The sequence below is a fragment of the Phytoactinopolyspora alkaliphila genome (assembly GCF_010550695.1).
Lineage (GTDB): Bacteria > Actinomycetota > Actinomycetes > Jiangellales > Jiangellaceae > Phytoactinopolyspora > Phytoactinopolyspora alkaliphila.
Map to the genome: position 1 here is coordinate 32,463 of NZ_JAAGOB010000005.1, position 20,788 is coordinate 53,250.

The window sequence follows — 20,788 nt, forward strand, 5'->3', positions numbered from 1 at the left end:
TGGAGATCGTGCGGATGCGTAGGCTCGGGGAATGAGCGTTCGAGAAGTCAACCGGCTCACGTCGACGTGGCTCGCGCAGAGCTCTGACGAAGCTCCCGGGGTCGTGTCCGCTGCTGGGTTGTGGCCCCTTCTAGCGCTACTGGCGCACGCCGCCGACGAGCCGGGCCGCAGCGAGCTCGCGGAGGCCGTCGGGCTGCCGGCAGGGCAGTGCGCGGACGCCGCCGGCGAGCTCCTCAGACTCATGGACGAGGTGCCCGGTGTCGACGCCGCGCTCGGAGTGTGGGCTCAAGCCGCGGCGAGGATCGATCCCGAGTGGGCGGCAAGCCTCCCACCGGGCGCGTGGGGCGAGCTCACGGGTCGGCCTGCCACCGACCAGCCCGTCCTGGACACCTGGGCCAGTGAGAAGACACGTGGCTTGATCGAGCGGTTTCCGGTAGAGGTCCGGGCGGACACGGGCCTCGTCCTCGCGACCGCCGTCGCCTTGCGGACCACCTGGACCGCACCGTTCGCCGACGAGCCGCTGAGGCCGCGAGCCGGAGCCTGGGCCGGACAGCGGCTCGCCGGCCTGACTCGCACTACCGGTGAGCTGGACGATCTGCGCGTCGCGGACACGCCGGCCGGAGCCCTGACCGTGACGCGTGTCGAAGGAGACAACGGGCTCGACGTGTATCTCGCGCTCGGCGAATCGGGCCGGGCAGCGGCGGACGTGCTCCCAGCTGCGATCTCAGTCCTGGCCGGGGACGGCCCGGTCGTCAACGGTGCGGAGATCCTCGACGGCCACGGCGAGGCGCCCGGCGTCGAGAGGGTCCGTGCCCAGCGCCGGAGTCTCGCGGTCACGTCGACGCGTTTCACCGTCCGGTCGGACCATGACCTGCACGCACACGCCAAGCTGTTCGGTCTCGAGACGGTCAGCAGGGGGCCCGGAGGCCACTTCTCGCGTATCGGCGCCGTGCCAATGCGTGTCGATCAGGCCCGGCAGTCCGCCGTGGCCATCTTCAGCGCGACGGGCTTCGAAGCGGCGGCCGTGACCGCTGTCGGTATGCGCATGGTCTCCATGCCGGTTTACCGCGAGCGTGGGCTGCGGGTCACCTACGACCGGCCGTTCGGCTTCGTCGCGGTGCACCGTGCCACGGGTATGGCGCTGTTCGCCGGCTGGGTGGGCACCGCGGAACGTGCCGAGCGCTGATCGTGACGGCGCCGGTGCTGCGCTGAGCGTGGTGGGCGCCGCATGCTGTCCGGAGAGCCCGGGACGGGAGCGGGCCCGGGCTGCCATCCGTCGCCGTGTGCGCAGCACCGCATGCACGGCCGCGATCCATACCCCGGCGAGTACCGCGATCGCCACGCCGATGACCGACTGCAGCCACATCGGCGCGTCGGTGACGGTTCCCGTCGCGTAGCCGACGCCCACCATCCAAGCGGCCCACACGATGCCGCCGATCCCGCTGAAGACGAGGAACACGCGCCGGGACACTCCCGCCAGGCCCGCCGCTGCCGAGCTTGCGGTGCGGCCCAGTGGGACGAACCGCCCTGCGACGATGGCCATCGCACTGGCCGAACCCATTCTCGAGTACGCGTGTTCGGCCCCACGTTGGATCCGGCGGCCGAGCCGGGACCGGTCAAGCGCGCCGGGCAGCCGGTGGCGGCCCAGCGAGTACACGGCGTAGTCACCGGCCAGTGCTCCGGCGACCGCGGCGGCCACTGCCCAGCCAGCGTTGAACGCGCCCCCTGCCGCGAGTGTGCCGGCCGTCACCAGGGCGACCTCGGACGGCACGGCGGGGATCATGGCATCGAAGGCCACCAGCAGGGCGATGACGAGATACGCGAGAACGGGAATGGCGACGAGTGCGGTGAGTTCCACACAGGTCAGCCTGTGGGCCGGTAGCGGCCGGCACAACCCTGAGACGGGGAAGTTCAGGGAAACCTCGGGGTAACCCCGAACCTCCGCCCCGTGGTGGAGACGAACGGCCTCAGGATTGCGGCCGAGCCGCCCGCTTCTTCGGCGCCGCCGTCTTCTTGGCGCGTTTCTTCGGTGCGGGTCCCTTGGCGCGCTTCTCGGCGATGAGTTCCGCGCCCCGTTCCAGCGTGAGCTGTTCGATGGAAGTGCCGCGGGGAATCGTCACATTGGTCTCGCCGTCGGTGATGTACGGTCCGAACCGGCCGTCCTTCACGACGAGTGGCTGACCGCTGGCAGGATCCGTACCGAGCTCCTTCAGCGGAGGAGTGGCTGCCCGGGCTCCGCGCCGGCCCTTGGGCTGGGCGAAGAGCTTCTCGGCCTCCTCGACCGTGACAGTGAACAAGGACTCTTCGTCCGGCAGCGACCGCGAGTCGGTGCCCTTCTTCACATACGGACCGTACCGGCCGTTGGTGGCGATGATCTCGTTGCCATCCGCGTCCTTGCCCACCGTTCGGGGCAGGGTGAGCAGCCGGAGGGCGTCGTCGAGCGTCAGCGTCTCCAGACTCATGGTCTTGAACAGCGACGCGGTGGGGGGCTTCGTGCCCTTCGGCGCGTCCTCGGGCAAGATCTCGGTGACGTAGGGCCCGTACCGGCCGGACTTCGCCACCACCGGCCGTCCCGTGTCCGGATTGACACCGAGCTCACGGTCGCCGTTGCCGGCTTCGAGTAGCTCGCGTGCCTTCTCGACCGACATCTCGTCCGGCGGCAGGTCCTCCGGGATGCTACCCCGGTTCCCGTCCTCGTCCTCCAGATACGGCCCGTAACGGCCGACCCGTACGGTGATGCCTTCACCGATGGGGAACGACGAGATCCCACGGGCATCGATCTCGCCGAGATTGTCGGCCAGGTTCTTCAAGCCCGCGACGTTGGCATCACCGTGCCAGAACTGGCCCAGTTCGGCGACGCGGTCTGCCCGGCCTGCGGCGATCTCGTCGAGCACGTCTTCCATCTTCGCGGTGAAGGTGTAGTCGATCAGCCGGGTGAAGTGCTCTTCGAGGAGGCGCACCACGGCGAACGCCAGCCACGCCGGGACCAGGGCGTTACCACGCTTGAACACGTAGCCCCGGTCGAGGATGGTGCGGATGATCGACGCGTACGTGGACGGTCGTCCGATCTCCCGGTCTTCCAGTTCCTTGACCAGCGTGGCCTCGGTGTAGCGAGCAGGCGGCTTGGTGGTGTGACCCTCGGGCTCGACCCCCGCGGCGGTGAGGTCCTGGCCCTCTGCGAGGTGCGGCAGCCGCTTCTCGCGATCGTCCAGCTCCGCCTCGGGGTCGTCGGCGCCCTCCACGTAGGCCTTGAGGAAGCCGTGGAAGGTGATGGTGCGCCCGGAAGCGCCGAACTCCGCGGTCTCACCACTGGTGGCGGTGGCTCCCACGCGGACGGTGAGCGTCTCACCCTTGGCGTCGCGCATCTGAGAGGCGACGGTACGCATCCAGATCAGCTCGTACAGCCGGTACTCGTCGTCGCGAAGCCCGGTTTCGCCAGGTGTGCGGAAGGAATCTCCGGCGGGCCGGATCGCCTCGTGTGCCTCCTGGGCGTTCTTGACCTTGCTGGCGTACACCCGGGGTGCGTCCGGCAGGTAGTCCGGCCCGTACAGTTCCCGGACCTGTGCCCGGGCTGCGGCGACGGCCGACTCGGAGAGTGTCGTGGAGTCGGTACGCATATAGGTGATGAAGCCGTTCTCGTACAGCCGCTGAGCCACCTGCATAGTGCGCGCGGCACCATAACCGAGCTTGCGCGAGGCCTCCTGCTGGAGGGTAGTGGTGCGGAAGGGCGCGTACGGGCGACGGGTGTACGGTTTGGACTCGACCGACCGGACCTGGTAGCCGACCGTGCTCAGGGCGTCGGCGAGCGCTCGTGCCCGGGTCTCGTCCAGCACGACGACATCGCCGCGCCCCTTGGTCTGACCGGAGGCGTCGAAGTCGCGGCCGGAGGCTACCCGCGCGCCGTCGACACTGATCAGCTTCGCCTCGAACGAGCTGGGCTCGTCGGCGCTTCCGGTGTCGAGGGTGGCAGTCAGATCCCAGTACGACGCCGCGGTGAACGCCATGCGTTCACGTTCGCGGTCGACCACCAGGCGAGTGGCCACGCTCTGCACCCGGCCCGCGGACAGGCCTTGCATGACCTTTCGCCACAGCACAGGGGAGATCTGGTAGCCGTAGAGCCGGTCGACGATGCGGCGGGTCTCCTGCGCGTCCACCAGGTCCTCGTCGATCTCGCGCGGACTCTCGACGGCGGTGCGGATGGCGTCGCGGGTGATCTCGTGGAAGACCATCCGGCGCACCGGGACCTTCGGCTTGAGCTCTTCGCGCAGGTGCCAGGCGATCGCCTCACCCTCGCGGTCCTCATCCGTGGCGAGCAGGAGCTCGTCGGCGTCCTTGAGCAACGACTTGAGCTTGCGAACCTGGTCTTTCGCGCGGCCGGCGGGAACGATGTAGAAGGGCTCGAACTCGCCCTGCACGTCGACGCCGACGGGGTCGCCGTAGCGGTCGCGCTGGGCCTCGGGGACATCGGTCTTCTTGGACGGCAGATCGCGGATGTGACCCAGTGAGGACTCCACGATGTAGCCGTCGCCAAGGTAGCCGGCGATGGTCTTGGCCTTCGCCGGCGACTCCACGACGACGAGGCGGCGTCCCGCCCCGTTCGTGCTCTGTGCCATCAAATCCCCTCGTTCGTCTCTTCTGACCCCTCCTGGACCAACGCACGGTATACGCCGTTGCTTCCGGATGAGTTCCCGGCAGTGCGCGACCCGGTCGAGGTTCGTGGCCCGCAGCGTACGGCCGCGCGGCTTGCCCTCGCTACCTGTACAGTCCCGGCCCGCCCATGATCAACACCGCACTGTTCCCACGTGAGTGTAAGACCTCGGCGGCCCGGAGCGCTCGAGTGCCCACGACCAGGACGCCTCTGTGTGATCTTGTCAGGGACGTGGACGGGAGCCGAATACGGCCGATCCCACCCTCACCATGGTGGCACCCTCGGCGATGGCGATGTCCAGATCGGCACTCATACCCATCGACAGGGTGTCCATGCGAACGCCGTCCACCGCGGCGCTCTCGATCTTGTCGCGAGTAGCTCGTAACCGCTGGTAGCCGGGCCGCACGGCGTCGGGATCGGAACTCATCCGGCCGATGGTCATCAGGCCGCGGACGCGTAGCCGGTCCCGCTTGGCCACGTCGCGAGCAAGTGCCAGCGCCTGGTCCGGCGGCACCCCGAACTTGCTGGGTTCGCCGGAGACATTGATCTGGAGCAGGACATCGAGCGTCCGGTCGAGCGTCTCGAGCCTCCGCTGCAGTCTGTCGGCGAGTTCTACGCGGTCCACGGACTGAACGCAGGTGACATACCGCAGGACCTGGTTGACCTTGTTGGTCTGCAGGTGCCCGATGAAGTGGCGCTCGCAGGGCAGCGTGGATAGGACAGCGTCCTTCTCCGCGAGCTCCTGGACCCGGTTCTCGCCGATCACGCGAGCTCCAGCGTCGATGGCCACGGCGATGCGGTCCGCAGGCATCGTTTTCGTGGCCAGAAGGAGGTCCACGTGGCGAGAATCGGTTCCGCCCCCGGCCGCCGCCTGGATGCGGGCGCGCACGGCGGCGAGGTTGGCTCGGATCTGCTCGTCGGTCAGCATGCTGCCTCTCAACTTAACTGTTCAGGACTCGGCCGTCTGCGTCGCCACGGCATGCCGCCGCGTCCCTGCCGACATCGCCGGGATGATCAGCCAGACAGTGCCGGTACGCCCCCGGGTCGTTCGGTGGCCCTGAATGGCCATTCATGCGCCATCTAATCTGCCCTGCGCGCGACCGCGAATGCGCTGTTATCGGCACCGTGCCGACTTTCTTCCTACCGTAAGTGTCATTTAAGGATGATTCGTATAGAGTGTCGAAACGCTCGTCGCCTCTGCCGTCCAGGGAAGGGATCCGCCGTGACCGCACGCCCGTCCGTCGCCGTCGTCCTCGCCGAATCGATCACCGCGTCCGCACATGACAACGGCGCCGACGCTTGGTGGCGCTACGCCACCGAGATCTTCGGCCACCTCCGGGTACCGCTCCATGTGATGACCGACCTGGAGACGGCCGACATCCCTGAGGACATCCGTGTCCTCGTGGTGGCACGTGTGCCGGCGGAAGGACAGTCCGTCCGGGAACGGCTCCAAGCCTGGGTCGACTCGGGCGGTGCCCTGATCACCGTCGGCGACCCCGCTGGACTGGCCGGACTCGTAGGCGCGTCCGCCGGCACCGTTGTCGAGGCCGGCCATGTGCGGATAGGCGAGGCGGATGTCTGGACCAGCCTTCCCGACGTCCCGCTCCGCGCTATCGGCGGAGTCCGCCTGGCGGCGATGCCGGACAGCCGGACCCTGGCGTCTTGGGACGACGACGGCGCACCGGCCATCACCATGCGCCGGATCGGCCGCGGCGTCGCGATCGCCATAGGTGCCGACGTCTGGCAAAGCGTGGTCCGAATCCAGCAGGGCTATCCCGTCGCCCGGGACGGGATTCCGGCCACCGATGGCTCCGCCCCCATCGATGACGACATTCTCAAGTGCGAAGACGGGCTGGCGCTCGACATCGAGCGTGACCGTGCCCTGCCGGACGGACAGCAGGACAGGCCCGACGGGTACGAGCACGTCTACCCTCCCGCGTCGGGGCTGCCGATGTTTCACCGCCCGCACGCCGACATGTGGCGTTCGGTCCTGCTGCAATGCGTGTGGTGGGCCGCCGAACAGGCCGATGCCGCCGTGCCGTGGCTGCACTACTGGCCAGCGGGGGTCTCCGCGGTGGCGCACATGTCGCATGACGCCGACCAGAACGTCGACGAGCACGGCCGGGCCGCCTTGGACTCGTTCGCCGAAGCCGACGTCCGGGTGACGTGGTGCCAGCTCTTCCCTGGTGGGTACCTGGCCGACACGTATGCGGCGATCACGGCGGCCGGACACGAGCAGGCGCTGCACTACAACGCCATGCACGACGCTGACATCGCCGAGTGGGGCTGGCCGCAAATGCGCGCGCAGTACGCGTGGGCACAGGCGGTGACCGGTGCTGAGCGCATCGTGTCTAACAAGAACCACTACACCCGCTGGGAGGGATACACCGAGTTCTACGAGTGGTGTGAGCGGCTCGGCATCGAGATCGACCAGTCTCGCGGGCCGAGCAAGCAGGGGACCGTGGGTTTCCCCTTTGGAACCGCGCACCTGTCCTTCCCGATGTCCGGTGCCGAGGATGGCAACCGTTACCACGACGTTCTCAACCTCCCGCTGCACACGCAGGACCTCGCCTGGGCCAGCCATGAGAGCGTCCGCGACGTGATCCTCGACGCCGTCGAATCGCAGCACGGCGTCGCGCATTTCCTCTTCCACGGGGCGCACCTGCATCGTCGCCCGGAGACCCGCAAGGCGTGCGTCGCGCTCGCGCACGAGGCCAGGCGACGCGGGATGCCCTGGTGGACCAGTGCTGAACTCAACCGGTGGGAGCGTGCGCGCCGGCAGGTCACGCTGTCGCTGCGCGACGACGCCGACGGATGGCTGCTCGAGGCGGTCGCCGGAGAGCCGGTGCACGGTGCGGCGATCCTGCTCCTCCTTCCTGGCCGGGAAGGGCTGCCGACGGTGCGGGAAGGAAGCGGGACGCTGTCGACGGTCCGCCGGCACGGACGTGAGTTCGTGGAACTGTCGGCCGACATCCCGGTGGGGAGCAGCATCTGGTCACTGGCCCACACGTGAGCGTGCCCGCCCGGCTTTCGCTGGGGATGGACCGCGCTGACATCACTCCGCGGCATCCAGTGCCATTGGCCGGCTACGCCACGCGTGCTGAGCTTGGTCCAGCCACCGATGTGTCGGCGCCGCTGCGGTTGCGGACGTTGGCCTTCGGCGCCGGCCGTGAGCGGGCCGTCCTGATCTCCGCGGACCTCCTCTGGTGGGGGACCGACATCGCCACCCGGGTGCGGCGGGACATCGCCGCCCGATACGGACTCCGGCCCGAGTCCGTCATCCTGCACGCGACCCACGCGCACTCCGGGCCCCAGACCTCAGCCGGATTCACGGCACTCCTGGGCGACCCCGACGCCGGCTACGTCGCCGAGCTCGAAGCTGCTGCCGTCGCCAGTGCTGGGCGCGCTCTCGGCTCGGCCGTCGACGTGTGGATGGAGCGTGTGACGTGCGAAGCGGGCATCGGCACCGACAGGCGCAGCGCGAGGAGCGACGGCGCCGTCGAACCGGCACCGATCGACAGCGACGTGACCGTGGTGCGGTTCTTCGACGAGCAGCGGACCCGTGCCCTTATGGTCCACCATGCCTGCCACCCCGTGGTGCACCACGGAAACGTCGTCACTTCGGATTTCACCGGGGCGGCCATGGACCGGCTGGAAGAGCGTCACGGTGACGTACTCGCCGTCTACCTGCAGGGCTGCTGTGGCGACGTCAACCCTGATCTCTACCGCGACGGCGTGTTCCGGGACGGTGACCAGTCCTTGGTCGACGAGGTGGGCGGCCGGCTCGCCGAAGCGGTGGAGAAGGCGTTGAAAGGGGAGCCGACTACGCTGACGGCCACGAGCCCGGCCGCGAGCCAATGGACGGTCGAACTCCCCGTCACGGATGTGCCCTCCGTGTCCGATCTGCGTAGAGCAGCGCCCGGCGACGGGCTCATGGGGCAATGGGCCCGGCTTCTCCTCGAGGAGCCTCAGCGACTCCGGCCACACGTTACAGTGCGACTCAGCCGGCTGCACCTGGCCGATGGACTGACCCTGCTCGGCATGTCCGGAGAACCCGTGAGCGCGTACGGCCTGATGGTGCGGACCATCTCCGGCGGGTCGGTCCTCCCGTTGGGTTACACGAACGGCATGACGGGTTACCTGGTGACGGCGAGACAACTGGCGGAGGGCGGGTACGAGGCGGCTGAGGCACCGTACTACTTCGGTATGCCTGGTCCGCTCGCGCCGGAGGCGGAGGAGATCCTTCGCGACGCACTTCTCGACGCGATCTGGCCCAGCCGGCTCAGCTGACATCCTGTCCATGGAACGCGGCGTGCACCTTGGTCACGGCGGCGACGATGTCGTGGACGTCATCGTCGGAGTAGTTCTCGTTCCAGCCGATGACGAGCATGCGGCTACCGATCAGCGCCTCGGTGTTCGGGCACAGGCCGGGACCGTACCGGGGCACCTCGGTGGCCGGAGGCACCGCCAGCGGGTAGCCGGATGTGCCGTAGGTGCGTTGTTCGGAGAGCACGGGATTCATGTAGAGCGGCCGCTGGATGTATCCACCGACGGCCGGTATGCCCTCGGCGGCGAGTGCGCGCGCGAACTCGCGCGCGTCGACCCGAACGATGTCGGGGTCGACGAAGACGGGGAACAGCCAGTAGGCGGCGCCCTCGTCCAGGCCAGGTGAAACACCTGGCAAGTCACGCAGTAGAGCCGTCAGCGGCTTCGCTGCCGCACGACGATCCTCGACCACCGCGGCGAGCTTGGGCAACTGCGCCCGGCCGACGGCGGCCTGCAGCTCGGTCATGCGGTAGTTGAGCCCCAGGAAGAGATGGGTGCGTTCGTCCGTGTCCCGTGGCCAGGCCTTGTCTGCGAAGAGTCGTGCGCGCCTTGCGAGCGCATGGTCATCGGTGATGGTCAGACCGCCGTCGCCGGCTGTGATGTGCTTCGACTGCTGGAGGCTGAAACACCCCAGGTGCCCGACCGTACCGGCGAGCGCGCCGTCGGGTGCGCAGCGGGTCAGGTAGGCCTGCGCGCAATCCTCGATCAGGATCAGGCCGTGCTGGTCGGCCAGCTCCCGCAATTCGGCTACCGGCGCGGGCTGGCCGAACAGGTGCACCGCGATGATCGCGCGGGTGCGTGACGAGATCCGCGCGCGAACCGAGGCGACGTCGAGGTTCCCGGTACTGGGATCGACGTCGGCGAAGACAGGTACCGCGTTCTGGGCAAGGATCGGCAGGATCGTGCCGGCGTCGGACAGGCCGGTGGCGATGATCTCGTCCCCTGGCTCCGGGTCGACCGCCGCGACCGCGAGGTGCAGCGCCGACGTGCCCGAGCTCGACGCCACCACATGTTCGACGCCGTAGTAGTCAGCGAAGTCCGACTCGAACTCGCGGGTCTCCCCGCCCACGGTGCTGTTCAGCTGGCCGCTGCGCACCACCCGTTCTAGGGCGCGGATCTCCTCCTCGCCCAGCCGCCGCCCGGCCGCGTCGGAGACGCCCGGAAACGGGGCCGTGCGGATAGGTGTGCCACCGGTGATCGCCAGTGCGGACTCGTCAGGCATGGGCGTTCCTCTTCCATCTCAGGGTGTGATCTTCTCCACCAGCAGCTGGTACACGCTCGGCGGGCGTCCGACCTTGCTCGAGCGGGCAGGCGGCATCGGCCACGCGAGCCCTTCGTCGACCAGGGTTTTCAGCGTTCGCCGCGCGGTCTGCATTGTGACGCCGAGAAGGCCGGCGACCTTCTCCGCGTCCACGACAAGGTCGGCGTCGTCGCCCAGTTGTGACGCGAGCCGAGCCAGAGTGTCCGCAGCCTTGGGATCCCTGACAGCGGGGATCCTCGCGGAGCCCTGGTCCTGTTCGGCAGGCAGACGCAGCACGGTCTCACCCGGTCCCACGACGTAGGCGCCCCCGGAGCTTTCCGCGGCCGACCTGTCCACCGCAGTCTGCGCGTTCAGCTCAGCTTCCCGTGTGGACCGGCCGAGACCGATGCCAACCTCCAGTGCTATCCCCAGCTCGGCGGTGACCCGGCGGAGAAACGGCGCCACCGTAAGTTCCCCTGTCGCCATCCGAAGCGACCCCATCGTCGTGACCACCAGGTAACTGCGCTCGTCTCTCGGCAACACCGCGGCGTCCATCGGCCGCGCCTCCCGCAACAGCTCGCGGTAGAGCGCCAGCTTCAGGTCCTGGTACCAATAGCTGCTGGGACTCGCATGCGGGGGAATCGCGTCCGTGTGCACCCGCACCACCACCGTCACGATCCGGGACTCCTCAAGCTTGGCCCCGCTGCCGATCAGGACGGCCGTATGCAGGGCGTGCCGCACTGCGGTTCGCGACGGTGGCATGACGAGCATCGGCACACCGGCCTCGGTGAGTGCCAGGGCCACCGCCGGCACTGTGGTGATGCCACCGGATGTGTGCCCGGCGTCGTACTGGTCCCGGTGGAAAGCGGCGAACTCGGCGGCTGTGACCGAGCGGGCGTAGGGCTGCACGCGTACCGCCTGGGCGCTGAGACCGATCTCCTCGTAGGCGCTCCCGACATCCGCCTCGGAGACCGAGTCGACGCTGATCCGCAAGGGGTCGAACGTATCGGCCAGGATCCCGCGGAGCAGCGTGCCGTGCAGCGCGGAACCGTCGAGGGGGACATATGTGGCGGGAACCGGAAGCTCTCCTTGAGCGGCCGCGGCGTCGAAGGACATCGGACCGGAGAAGAGACAGACGTCCACCCGCGGCGCCATCTTCGCCGCCTGGACGCGTGCCTCGGAGTCCGGTGTGTTGGAAACGGTCACCAGCCGCCACCATGGGCCGCCGGTCTCCCTGGCGACGGCGACGATCCGGCGCACGGCGTCGTCCGTTCCCAGCACGCCGATGGTGATCTCTTCGCGTGTACCTTGTTCTGCTCGATGCATGGCTGCCGTCCTGTGGTCCCGTGTGTGGTGCGAGGCTACCCGTGGGTCCTCATGCCGTCACCGGGAGAACAGCGCTCAGAAGCTGCTGTGTGTAGGGGTCTTGTGGGGCGTCGAAGATCTGCGCAGTGGGTCCTTCCTCGACCACTTTTCCGTGGGACATCACAGCCACCCGGTCGGCGAGGCGCTGAACCACAGCCAGATTGTGGGAGATGAACACGCAGGACAGCCCGAGGCGCTGCTGAAGCTCGGCGAGCAGCGCGAGGATCTGGGCTTGGATCGACACGTCCAGCGACGACGTCGGCTCGTCACACACCAGCAATTCCGGCTCCAGAGCCAGGGTCCGGGCGATCGCGATGCGCTGCTGCTGGCCCCCGGAGAACTGGGTCGGGTACAGGTCGGCGAAGTGTTCGCTGACGCCAACCGTGTCGAGCAGCTCGATGGCGCGCGCCCGGCGGGAGGACTTACTGCCGATGCCGTGCAGCCGCAGCGGCTCGATCACGTTGGCGACGGCGCTGTAGTGGGGCAGCAGCGATCCGAACGGGTTCTGGAAGACCATCTGCATCCGGCGCCGAAGACGGCGCAGGTCACCGCCCTTGACGGTACTGAGGTCCTGATCGTCGAAGAGCACCCGGCCTGACGTGCACGGCTGCAACCCCATGATCAGGCGGGCCAGCGTCGACTTGCCGCTGCCGCTTTCACCGACCACGCCGACGGTCTCGCCCCGCCGCACGGACAGGGTGACACCCCTGACGGCCTGAACATCACCCGCCGGCGTCGAGAACGTCTTCGTCACATCGTCCGCGTGGACCAGGACATGACGGCTGGAATCACTCATCTGCCCGTCTCCGCCTTCCAGCACGCTGCTGCCCGCTCATCACCAATGCTGATCAGCTCCTGTTCTTCCTGGCACCGTGGGGACTCGGCCTGTGCGCATCTCGGGTGGAACGCGCAGCCGGCGGGCCTGTGGGCGAGGTCGGGAGGGCTCCCCGGGATGGGCAGCAGCGGCCGTTCCTGCCCGCCGACCTCGACGCTGGATCCGAGTAGGCCCTTCGTGTAGGGATGTCGTGGTGTGTCGAGCAGTTCGCTCGTGGGTGCCTGTTCCACTACGCGTCCGGCGTACATGACGACCGCCTGGTCACAGAAGTAGCGGGCGACGCCGAGGTCGTGGGTGATCATGATGACGCCGGTACCGCGGTCTTTCAGGCCGACGAGCAGATCGAGGATCTGCCGCTGGACCGTGACGTCGACGGCGGTGGTCGGCTCGTCGGCGATCAGGAGTGCCGGTTCGGTGACCATGGCCATGGCGATCATGGCGCGTTGGCGCATCCCACCGGACAGCTGGAACGGGTACACCCGGATCCGGCGTTCCGGTTCGGGGATCCCGACGTCACCGAGCGCTCGTACCGCGCGTTCGCGTGCCTCGGACTTGCCACAGATACCGTGCCACAGGAGGTGTTCGGTGAGCTGGCGTTCCAGGGTAAGGGTGGGGTTCATCGCCTCGGCAGCGTTCTGGAACACCATGCCGATGTTCCTTCCGCGGATGCGCCGCATCTCCCGCTGCGAGAGCGAGAGCAGGTCGCGGCCGTGGAACCAGGCCTCACCGGACGGTGTGCGGGCAGTGCGGGGCAGCAGCCGCAGGACGCTGCGCACGGTCACGCTCTTGCCACTGCCACTCTCACCGACGATGGCGAGCGCCTTGCCGCGTTCGACGTCGAAGCTCACCCCGTCGACGACGCGCAACGGCTCGGCCTGCTCCCGGAGGAACTCGGTGTGCAGCTCGCGCACGCTCAGCAGTGCGTCGCTCTCGGGGGGATCGTGGGGTTCGGCCCGCTGGGTGAGCGTCATCGTTGCTCTCCTCGCGGGTCGAAGGCATCCCGTACGCCGTCCCCGACCCAGGTGAAGGCCAGCAGTGACAGCGCGAAGACGGCGGCCGGTGCCAGCAGCATATGCGGCGCCGCCAGCAGGAACCGGGTGCCCTCGGAGATCATCGCGCCCCACGACGGGGTCGGTGGCTGCACCCCGAGTCCGAGCAAGCCGAGCCCGGCCTCGGCGGCGATCGCGGCCGGGATGGCGAAGCTGGTGGTCACCAGGAGCGGCCCGATGGCGTTGGGCAGGATGTACCGGATGGCGATGGTCGGCCCGGACGCGCCCATGGCCCGGCCCGCCTCGACGTATTCCCGCTGCTTGATGGTGAGGACCTGAGCCCGGACGAGCCGCGCCTGGGTGACCCATCCCGCGATGCCGATGGCGATGATCAGTGCGATGATGCTGCGCCCGAGTACGGCAACCATGACGATGGCGAACAGGTAACTCGGGAACGCGTACATCACGTCGGTGAAGGCCATCAGCCCCTGCTCCACCCTGCCGCCACGGTATCCGGCGGTGAGCCCGATGACCAGGGCGGCGAGCAGGGCGAGCAGTTCGGCGCCGAACGCGACGATCAGAGCGGTCCGCAGGCCGTAGATGGTCCGGCTGAGGATGTCCCGTCCGAGCTGGTCGGTGCCGAGCACGTGGCCTTCGGAGCCGACGCCGACAAGCTGATTGGCGTAGTCCGTAGCGCCGAAGTGGTACGGAGCGATCAATGGTGCCGCGGCGGCGACCAGCACGAGCAATGCGCAGAAGATCAGGCTGATCAGCGCCAGGCGGTTCCGCTTGAACCGGTCCCAGGCCCGGGCCCACGGCCCGCGTGCCCTGGGCGGCGCCTCGTGCTGGCCGGTGCCGGATACGGGGCGTTCGGCTGGTGTCACGCCGGTTGTGTCGACGTCTTCCGTAGCTGCGATCGTCCCCACCCCCCTTCTGCCCGAATTCGGGGATCGATGAACCCGTACGTCAGGTCGACCGCCAGGTTGACCACCATGATGATCAGTGCGAAGAACAGCACCGTCCCCATCAGCAGCGGCATGTCCCGGCTGGCCGCCGCGGTAGCGGCGTAATAGCCGAGGCCGGGGATGCGGAACAGGGCCTCCACGAACACGGTCCCGGTCATCAGCGCTGCCAGAAGCGGGCCCACCACCGTCACCAGCGGGATGAGCGAGTTGCGCAGGGCGTGCCGCACGATGACCGTGCGGTACGGCCCGCCTTTGGCCATGGCCGCCGTCACGTACTCCTCGCGCAGCGTCTCCAGCATGCTCGAGCGCACATAGCGGGCGAGCACCGCGGCCGGTCCGAGGGATAGCGCCAGCACCGGCAGGATCAGGTGCTCCGGTCTGCTCCAGCCACTGGAGGGAAGCCAGCCCAGGCTCGCGCTGAAGATCACGATCAGGAACGCGGCCACCAGGTAGCTCGGCAGTGCGTTGCCGAGCGTGACAAGGAACATGGTGGAATGGTCCGCTTTCGAGTTCTGCCGCAGCGCGGCGAACACCCCGGCGGGTACCGCGATCAGCAACGCCAGCGTCACCGCGAGGAGGGCAAGCGTCGCGGAGATCGGAAACGCCGAACCGATGATGTCCTCCACCGCGCGTCCCGCGTAGCGGTACGACGGCCCCATGTCCCAGGTCGCCACCCCCTGCATGAACGTGAGGTATTGCTGCCAGGCGGGGACGTCGTCGCCGTACCGGCTCAAGGACTCGGCGAGCATCTGCTCGGTTCCGGTCCCGCCGATGGAGGACGCCCCGCTGGTCACCCGCTGGATGTCGGCGAAGTTTCCCGGCGCTGACTGCAACAGGGTGAAGGTGATGATCGAGACCGCCACCAGACACAGCGCCAGACGCACGAGCCGCCGGCTGAGGAATGTCAGGAAATCCACTGCCCTCTCCGCGGCCTACGCTTCGATGCCGAGCGATTTGAGGTAGAAGAAGTCCGGGTAGCGTCTCAGCTGCAGGCCGGAGATGGTGGGCCGCACGGCGAAGAACGCCGACAGCCAGACCACGGAGAAGAAGAGATACTCCTCCTCCCGCAGCCGAGCGGCCTCCTTGAACAGCTCCAGGCGGGCGTCATCGTCCAGCTCCACCACGGCTTCGGCGACGAGATCCGCCATCTGCAGCGAGCCTTCGGAGGCGTTCTCGGAGATCAGCTCGCTGAGCCGCGAGGACTTTTCGGACCCGCTGAGATCCTCGTCCGCCTCCGTCTCCTGATACTCCGCCCAGACGTCGCCCGGGAGACTGAACTTCTGGATGTCGGTCGGCGACCACAGCGCACCGACGTACGTGGCCCAGGTGGGCAGTCCGGCAAAGGTGCCCCAGTAGAACCCGATGTAGTCGTCTTCCTGGACCTGCCAGCGTCGTTCGACGTAGACGCCGGATTCGACGCGGTCGACGACGGCGTCGATGCCGAGGTTCTGCTGCCACCGGTCGACGATGGCGTCGACGATCGGGTTGTCCACGCCGGAGAGGATGCGTACGGCCGGGAGGCCCTCGCCGTCGGGGTATCCGGCGTCGGCGAGGAGCTGCTTCGCCTCGTCGAGGTTCTCCTGGACGGCGATCCGGTCGTCCCAGCCCTCAACCCGATCGTGGACGAGGGAGAGACCAGGACGGGTCTGCGGTATCACGCCGGCGAGCACGTCCCGTTCCAGCGAGATCGACAGCGCCTTGCGGACCCGGACGTCTTCGAGCGCGGGATGCTTGCTGCGCAGCGTGGCCAGATAGCCGATGCTGTAGGTGTCGACGGCCTGGACGTGTTCGGCGAGCTCCGGATCGCTCTCGAAGCGCAGCACGTCGGCCACCTCGAGGGGGAGGATGTCCACTTCCTCGTTCTCGTACGGGATAGTGGCCGTGCCGGGATTCGCGCCCGGGTCGACCAGCGTGATTTCTATCCGCTCCAATTGCACCGAGCCGCGGTCCCAGTACTCCTCGTTGACCACCAGGTCGAGCGCCGAGTTGTGGACGAACCTCTCCACGGCGAACGGGCCGTTGGACAGGAAGTTCGGGGGAGCCTGCCAGTCATCCGGGTGCTCGTCCAGGGTGTCCATGTGCAGCGGAAGCAACGCCGGGTGGGTCATCGCGAGCAGGAAGTCGGGATTGGGCTGCGCGAGTGTCAGCACCAGCTCCCGGTCACCAGTGGCCTCGATCCCGACGTCGGACCAGTCCTCGGTGGCGCCGTTGAGATGCTCGGCCGCGCCCTTGATGCCGGTGGTCATCTGATACGAGTTGGCGCCCATGGTGGTGCCGCCGGTACCCCCGCTGCTGGGGGTGAGCAGCCGCTGGTATGTCCGCTCGAAGTCGTCAGCGGTGACCGGGTCGCCGTTGGACCAGCGGGCGTCTTCACGCAGGTGGAACGTGTAGGTGAGGCCGTCTTCGGACACGTCCCATCGCTCGGCGACGGCCGGGACGACGTCGGTGCCTTCCTCGTTCTGCGAGACGAGGCCTTCGAGGACGCCTCGCGACAGGATCCACATGCCGTTGGTGATGACCTGTGGGTCCAGGACGTCAATGGTGGTGAAACTCATCCGCAGCGTGGAGCCGGCGGCAGGGGCGCCGTCGCCTTCGTTGCCTTCAGCGGGAGTGCCGCCGGGTTCCTCCTCGCCGAACAGGCCGCAGCCGGTGAGGGACCAGCTGCCGCCGGCCGCCAGGCCGATCAGCCCTGATACGCGGAGAAACTCGCGGCGGTTGATGCCGGGCCACAGAGTGGGACCCGAGGAGGCGGATCTGTCCATCGGTGCACCTCTTTCGTCTTCGGGCAGGCGGGCGGCCAGCCGCGCGACATCAGATGGCAACCGTGATGGAACATTTCGGCTGCCCGATGGCGCAATTTCTAGCGGACTTTATTTCCATCTACCGAGATGTGTCAACGGTTCGGTGGATTCTGATTCGTCCTTGCTTGCTGTTGATCGCAGTCGCCTTGGCTTCGAACTCGTCCATTCGCCGGGTTCGCGCCAGCATCCGGGCCGGGTGAGGAGGTCAATTAAGGAGAGGTTCTAATATTGACTTTATGGAACATTAAATTAGGATTCAGTGACCCGCGGCCGTCCGGAGCGTGGGCTGACACGCCGAGCAGCTCCGGTGCCGGGAAGCCGTGAACGGGACGAGTGGATGGTGGGACGAATAGTGCGAACTGACGACAACCTGGTGCAGTGGACGGCAACCGAAGCCAAGGCTGATCTCCCCGGCGGCCAGTCGTGACCGCCGGCTCCGCACCGCTGGCGTCGCCCCTCGGCCAGGACACCATGGAGACCTTCCGCGCGGGCATGGTGATTCCCGCACATCCGCTCGCGCTCGATGCATCCCGGCGTCTGGACGAGCGCCGTCAGCGTGCGCTCACCCGTTACTATCTGGAGGCCGATGCCGGTGGACTGGCGGTTGCGGTGCACAGCACCCAGTTCGCCATCCACGAGCCTGAGCGCGGTCTTCTGTCGCCGGTTCTGCAGCTGGCGGCGAGCACCGCGGCTGAGTATCCCGACCGGTCTCCGGTCCTGGTGGCCGGGGTATGCGGGTCCACCTCGCAGGCGGTGGCGGAGGCCGAGCTGGCCGCGGAGCTCGGCTACCACCTGGCGCTGCTGGCACCGTACGGGGCCACTGAGCTCAGCGACGAGGAACTGCTCGCACGGACACGGGCCGTCGGCGAGGTGCTTCCGGTGGTGGGCTTCTACCTGCAGCCTGCGGTGGGTGGCCGACCCCTCACGCGTCCGTTCTGGCGGCAGCTCGCGGACATCCCGTCCGTCGTCGGCGTCAAGGTCGCCCCCTTCGACCGCTACGCCACCCTCGACGTCGTGCACGGCGTGGCCGACTCCGACCGGCGCGCGGACGTCGCCTTCTACACGGGCAACGACGACCACATCGTCGGCGACCTACTGGCCACGTACCCGAGCGGCGCCGAGTTCGTCGGTGGGCTGCTCGGGCAGTGGGCGGTCTGGGCCCGGTCGGCGGTCGAGTTGCTGGAGACGGTTCGGCAGGCGAAGGCTGGGGACGACGACGCACTGCGTCGTGCGATCGACATGGACACAGCGCTGACCGACGCCAACGCGGCGATCTTCGACGCGCGGAACAACTTCCATGGGTGCATCCCCGGCATCCACGAGGTGCTGCGGCGGCAGGGCCTGCTGGAGGGCATCTGGTGCCTGGACGAGAAGGAGGTTCTGGGCGTCGGACAGCTTGCCGAGATCGACCGGATCTGGTCCGCGTATCCGCACCTCCGGGATGACGAGTTCGTCGCGGAGAACCTGGAACGCTGGCTGGCTTAGCGCCTGCCTAGGGCCAGTGCACCATGGAGGCTTGATGTCGTTGGGGCGACACCAAGCTTCCTTGGGACCGATCCAGCACAACACCAGGCTTCCACGGGACCAGTCGCAGGTCGGCCGTGGTCGTGGAGCTGGCCGTCGCTGGCCGTCGCGCCTGCCGTGCGGTAGCATGCAACCGCTTGCAGACCTGGAGGTTGCGATGACGGCGTGGGAGTCGACCGAACGTGACGTGGAGCTGCGGCCGGCCGTGTACCCGGACGCCGCCGCAGCGGGGGCGGCCGCGGCCCGGGCAGTGGCCGAGCTCGTGCGAACGGCGCTGGCGGAACGCGGACAGGCCCGGCTCATCTTCGCCGCCGCGCCTTCTCAGGAGGAGTTCCTGACCGCTCTGCGCGTGCAGCCGGACATCGACTGGGCTCGAGTGCGCGCCCTGCATATGGACGAGTACATCGGCCTGCCGGACGGCGCCCCACAGTCGTTCGCCCAATGGCTGAGAGACCGGCTTCCGCCCTTGCATCTGGAGCCGATCACTCCAGGGGACGACGCGGCCGCCGAGGCGCGACGCTATGCCGATGCGGTGCGGCGAGAGCCGATCGACGTGACCTGTCTCGGGATCGGTGTCAACGGCCACATCGCGTTCAACGAGCCGGACCAGTGTGACTTCGAGGACCCGGAGGCGGTCCGGCTTATCACCCTTGACGAGACGTCCCGGCAGCAACAGGTCGACGACGAGTGTTTCAGCGCACTAGAGGATGTGCCGCGGGAGGCGCTGACCCTCACGGTCCCAGCCCTGCTCAGCGCGTCGTCGATCATCGGTGTGGTGCAGGGGGAGCACAAGGCGCCCGCTGTGGCGCGGATGATGACCGCCCCGGTCGGGCCCGGCTGTCCTGCCACCGCGCTGCGGACACACCCCGACGTCGAGATCTTCCTCGACACCCCTGCAGCGAGCCTCCTCCCGTGATCATTGGCCATCCCGTACGTGGACTTCCGCGCAATCGCCGGTGATCATGCGAGAAGGTGGGAGCCAGACCAGCGAGAGAAGGCGAGCATGACAGAAGATCGGATCTCCGTCGGAATCATCGGGTTGGGTCGCAGTGGGTGGAATATCCACGCAGCAGGTATCGCGCAGCTGGACCGGTACCGGGTGGCTGCGGTCGCCGACCCGATGGCTGAGCGTCGCGCCGAGGCTGAGGCCAAGTTCGGGTGTGCCGCATACACCACGCCTGAGGAACTGATCAACGACGGCACGGTCGACCTGGTGGTCGTCGCCACACCGTCGCACACGCACGTGCCGCTGGCGTTGGAGGCGCTCAGCGCGGGCAAGCACGTGCTGGTCGAGAAGCCGCTCGCGCAGAGCGCCGATGAGGTGGACCTGATGATCACGGCCGCGGAGAAGGCGGACCGGGTGCTCACCTGCTTCCACAACCGGCGATTCGACCCCGAGCTGCTGGCGATCCAGGACGTCATCGCCTCCGGACGCCTCGGCGACCTGGTGCTGATCCGCCGTGCCCTGCATCGCTTCGCCCGCCGGGCGGATTGGCAGACGTTACGCAGGCTCGGCGGCGGCGAGCTGCCGAACACGGCCTCGCATCTCCTCGATCAGGTGCTGCTGTTCATGGATGACGGGCCGGTGGAACTATTCGCGGACCTGCGCCGGACCGTCTCGGCCGGCGATGCGGAGGACCACGTCAAGCTCTGCCTGAAGACTCCCACGGGCCCAGCGGTGGACCTGGAATCCAGCTCCGTGGTGGCCACCCCCCAGCCTGACTGGTTGATCGCCGGCACCACCGGCGGTCTGACCAGTCAAGCGAACAAGCTGACCGTGCGCTGGTTCGACCCGGCAGGCCTCACTGAACTGGAGACGGACGAGCGCGTCGCCGTCGCCGGGCGGCAGTACGGCACCGGCGAGCAGATCGACTGGCACGAGGAGACCATCGACCTGGAGCCGCCGAGCGGTGAACGGACGGTTCTCTATTACCGGAGGCTGGCGGAGACGCTCCAGGACGGCGCCGACGTGTTCGTCACACCGCAGAGCGTCCGCCGGCAGATCGCGCTGATGGAACAGGCCCGGCAGCAGACCGGCTTTTACTGAGCGGCCAGGCGCGGGCGGATAGAGTCGGCGCCAGCGCCAGGCTGTCTG

Annotated in this window: 15 protein-coding genes and 1 pseudogene; 6 read left to right on the forward strand and 10 right to left on the reverse strand. The window is 68.1% G+C overall.

Annotated elements, in window-relative coordinates; all coding sequences use genetic code 11:
* The first annotated feature begins 31 nt into the window (after positions 1-31).
* Positions 32-1,186 (forward strand): serpin family protein, encoded by a 1,155-nt coding sequence (locus G1H11_RS10305; RefSeq protein ID WP_163818492.1) that lies wholly within the window; start codon positions 32-34, stop codon positions 1,184-1,186.
* 219 nt (positions 1,187-1,405) lie between these two features.
* Here G1H11_RS10305 and G1H11_RS27420 read toward each other — a convergent pair.
* The 3 genes and pseudogenes from G1H11_RS27420 to G1H11_RS10320 form a co-directional block, all read right to left on the reverse strand.
* A pseudogene (locus G1H11_RS27420) lies at positions 1,406-1,783 on the reverse strand (DedA family protein); the annotation flags it as partial.
* A gap of 184 nt (positions 1,784-1,967) precedes the next feature.
* Positions 1,968-4,613, reverse strand: a complete 2,646-nt coding sequence (gene topA, locus G1H11_RS10315) for a type I DNA topoisomerase (protein WP_163818494.1) — start codon at positions 4,611-4,613, stop codon at positions 1,968-1,970.
* Between the two features lie 258 nt (positions 4,614-4,871).
* Positions 4,872-5,576: a YggS family pyridoxal phosphate-dependent enzyme gene (locus G1H11_RS10320; protein WP_163818495.1), complete on the reverse strand. Its 705-nt coding sequence runs from the start codon at positions 5,574-5,576 to the stop codon at positions 4,872-4,874.
* Between the two features lie 294 nt (positions 5,577-5,870).
* On the opposite strand from G1H11_RS10320, the gene G1H11_RS10325 reads away from it, so the two are divergent.
* Both G1H11_RS10325 and G1H11_RS10330 read left to right on the forward strand, forming a co-directional pair.
* Complete coding sequence (locus tag G1H11_RS10325) at positions 5,871-7,661, forward strand: hypothetical protein (RefSeq protein ID WP_163818496.1); 1,791 nt, start codon at positions 5,871-5,873, stop codon at positions 7,659-7,661.
* Complete coding sequence (locus tag G1H11_RS10330; protein ID WP_163818497.1) at positions 7,658-8,938, forward strand: neutral/alkaline non-lysosomal ceramidase N-terminal domain-containing protein; 1,281 nt, start codon at positions 7,658-7,660, stop codon at positions 8,936-8,938. Before G1H11_RS10325 ends, G1H11_RS10330 begins: the two co-directional genes overlap by 4 nt.
* Here G1H11_RS10330 and G1H11_RS10335 read toward each other — a convergent pair.
* Genes G1H11_RS10335 through G1H11_RS10365 form a run of 7 tightly spaced genes read right to left on the reverse strand, consistent with a single transcriptional unit; the run spans position 8,931 to position 17,130 of the window.
* Positions 8,931-10,196, reverse strand: a complete 1,266-nt coding sequence (locus G1H11_RS10335; RefSeq protein ID WP_163818498.1) for a DegT/DnrJ/EryC1/StrS family aminotransferase — start codon at positions 10,194-10,196, stop codon at positions 8,931-8,933. The two genes, G1H11_RS10330 and G1H11_RS10335, sit on opposite strands and share 8 nt — an antisense overlap.
* 18 nt (positions 10,197-10,214) lie before the next feature.
* On the reverse strand, positions 10,215-11,540 hold the full coding sequence (locus tag G1H11_RS10340) for a transcriptional regulator (RefSeq protein ID WP_163818499.1): 1,326 nt from the start codon (positions 11,538-11,540) through the stop codon (positions 10,215-10,217).
* Between the two features lie 49 nt (positions 11,541-11,589).
* On the reverse strand, positions 11,590-12,375 hold the full coding sequence (locus tag G1H11_RS10345; RefSeq protein ID WP_163818500.1) for an ABC transporter ATP-binding protein: 786 nt from the start codon (positions 12,373-12,375) through the stop codon (positions 11,590-11,592).
* The gene (locus G1H11_RS10350) at positions 12,372-13,385 is read right to left on the reverse strand and encodes an ABC transporter ATP-binding protein (protein WP_163818501.1); all 1,014 of its coding nucleotides are present in this window, start codon (positions 13,383-13,385) and stop codon (positions 12,372-12,374) included. Before G1H11_RS10350 ends, G1H11_RS10345 begins: the two co-directional genes overlap by 4 nt.
* Complete coding sequence (locus G1H11_RS10355) at positions 13,382-14,287, reverse strand: ABC transporter permease subunit (RefSeq protein WP_163818502.1); 906 nt, start codon at positions 14,285-14,287, stop codon at positions 13,382-13,384. Before G1H11_RS10355 ends, G1H11_RS10350 begins: the two co-directional genes overlap by 4 nt.
* Positions 14,284-15,285: an ABC transporter permease subunit gene (locus G1H11_RS10360; RefSeq protein WP_163818503.1), complete on the reverse strand. Its 1,002-nt coding sequence runs from the start codon at positions 15,283-15,285 to the stop codon at positions 14,284-14,286. The genes G1H11_RS10355 and G1H11_RS10360 overlap by 4 nt, the downstream gene beginning before the upstream one ends.
* 15 nt (positions 15,286-15,300) lie before the next feature.
* Complete coding sequence (locus G1H11_RS10365; RefSeq protein ID WP_163818504.1) at positions 15,301-17,130, reverse strand: peptide ABC transporter substrate-binding protein; 1,830 nt, start codon at positions 17,128-17,130, stop codon at positions 15,301-15,303.
* A gap of 510 nt (positions 17,131-17,640) precedes the next feature.
* Here G1H11_RS10365 and G1H11_RS10370 point away from each other — a divergent pair.
* From G1H11_RS10370 to G1H11_RS10380, 3 genes are all read left to right on the forward strand, one after another.
* Positions 17,641-18,654 carry a dihydrodipicolinate synthase family protein gene (locus tag G1H11_RS10370; RefSeq protein ID WP_163818800.1) on the forward strand — a complete coding sequence of 338 codons (1,014 nt, stop codon included), beginning with the start codon at positions 17,641-17,643 and terminating at the stop codon, positions 18,652-18,654.
* A gap of 166 nt (positions 18,655-18,820) precedes the next feature.
* Entirely contained in the window at positions 18,821-19,609 is a 789-nt protein-coding gene (locus G1H11_RS10375) for a 6-phosphogluconolactonase (RefSeq protein WP_216843635.1), read from the forward strand.
* Between the two features lie 87 nt (positions 19,610-19,696).
* Complete coding sequence (locus G1H11_RS10380; protein WP_163818505.1) at positions 19,697-20,740, forward strand: Gfo/Idh/MocA family protein; 1,044 nt, start codon at positions 19,697-19,699, stop codon at positions 20,738-20,740.
* Positions 20,741-20,788 lie beyond the last annotated feature (48 nt).

Excerpts from the sequence above, each read along its gene's own strand:
- G1H11_RS10305 (WP_163818492.1), top strand. The coding sequence starts at position 32 with ATGAGCGTTCGAGAAGTCAACCGGCTCACGTCGACGTGGCTCGCGCAG.
- topA (WP_163818494.1), bottom strand. The coding sequence starts at position 4,613 with ATGGCACAGAGCACGAACGGGGCGGGACGCCGCCTCGTCGTCGTGGAG.
- G1H11_RS10320 (WP_163818495.1), bottom strand. The coding sequence starts at position 5,576 with ATGCTGACCGACGAGCAGATCCGAGCCAACCTCGCCGCCGTGCGCGCC.
- G1H11_RS10335 (WP_163818498.1), bottom strand. The coding sequence starts at position 10,196 with ATGCCTGACGAGTCCGCACTGGCGATCACCGGTGGCACACCTATCCGC.
- G1H11_RS10340 (WP_163818499.1), bottom strand. The coding sequence starts at position 11,540 with ATGCATCGAGCAGAACAAGGTACACGCGAAGAGATCACCATCGGCGTG.
- G1H11_RS10345 (WP_163818500.1), bottom strand. The coding sequence starts at position 12,375 with ATGAGTGATTCCAGCCGTCATGTCCTGGTCCACGCGGACGATGTGACG.
- G1H11_RS10350 (WP_163818501.1), bottom strand. The coding sequence starts at position 13,385 with ATGACGCTCACCCAGCGGGCCGAACCCCACGATCCCCCCGAGAGCGAC.
- G1H11_RS10365 (WP_163818504.1), bottom strand. The coding sequence starts at position 17,130 with ATGGACAGATCCGCCTCCTCGGGTCCCACTCTGTGGCCCGGCATCAAC.
- G1H11_RS10370 (WP_163818800.1), top strand. The coding sequence starts at position 17,641 with ATGGAGACCTTCCGCGCGGGCATGGTGATTCCCGCACATCCGCTCGCG.
- G1H11_RS10375 (WP_216843635.1), top strand. The coding sequence starts at position 18,821 with ATGCAACCGCTTGCAGACCTGGAGGTTGCGATGACGGCGTGGGAGTCG.
- G1H11_RS10380 (WP_163818505.1), top strand. The coding sequence starts at position 19,697 with ATGACAGAAGATCGGATCTCCGTCGGAATCATCGGGTTGGGTCGCAGT.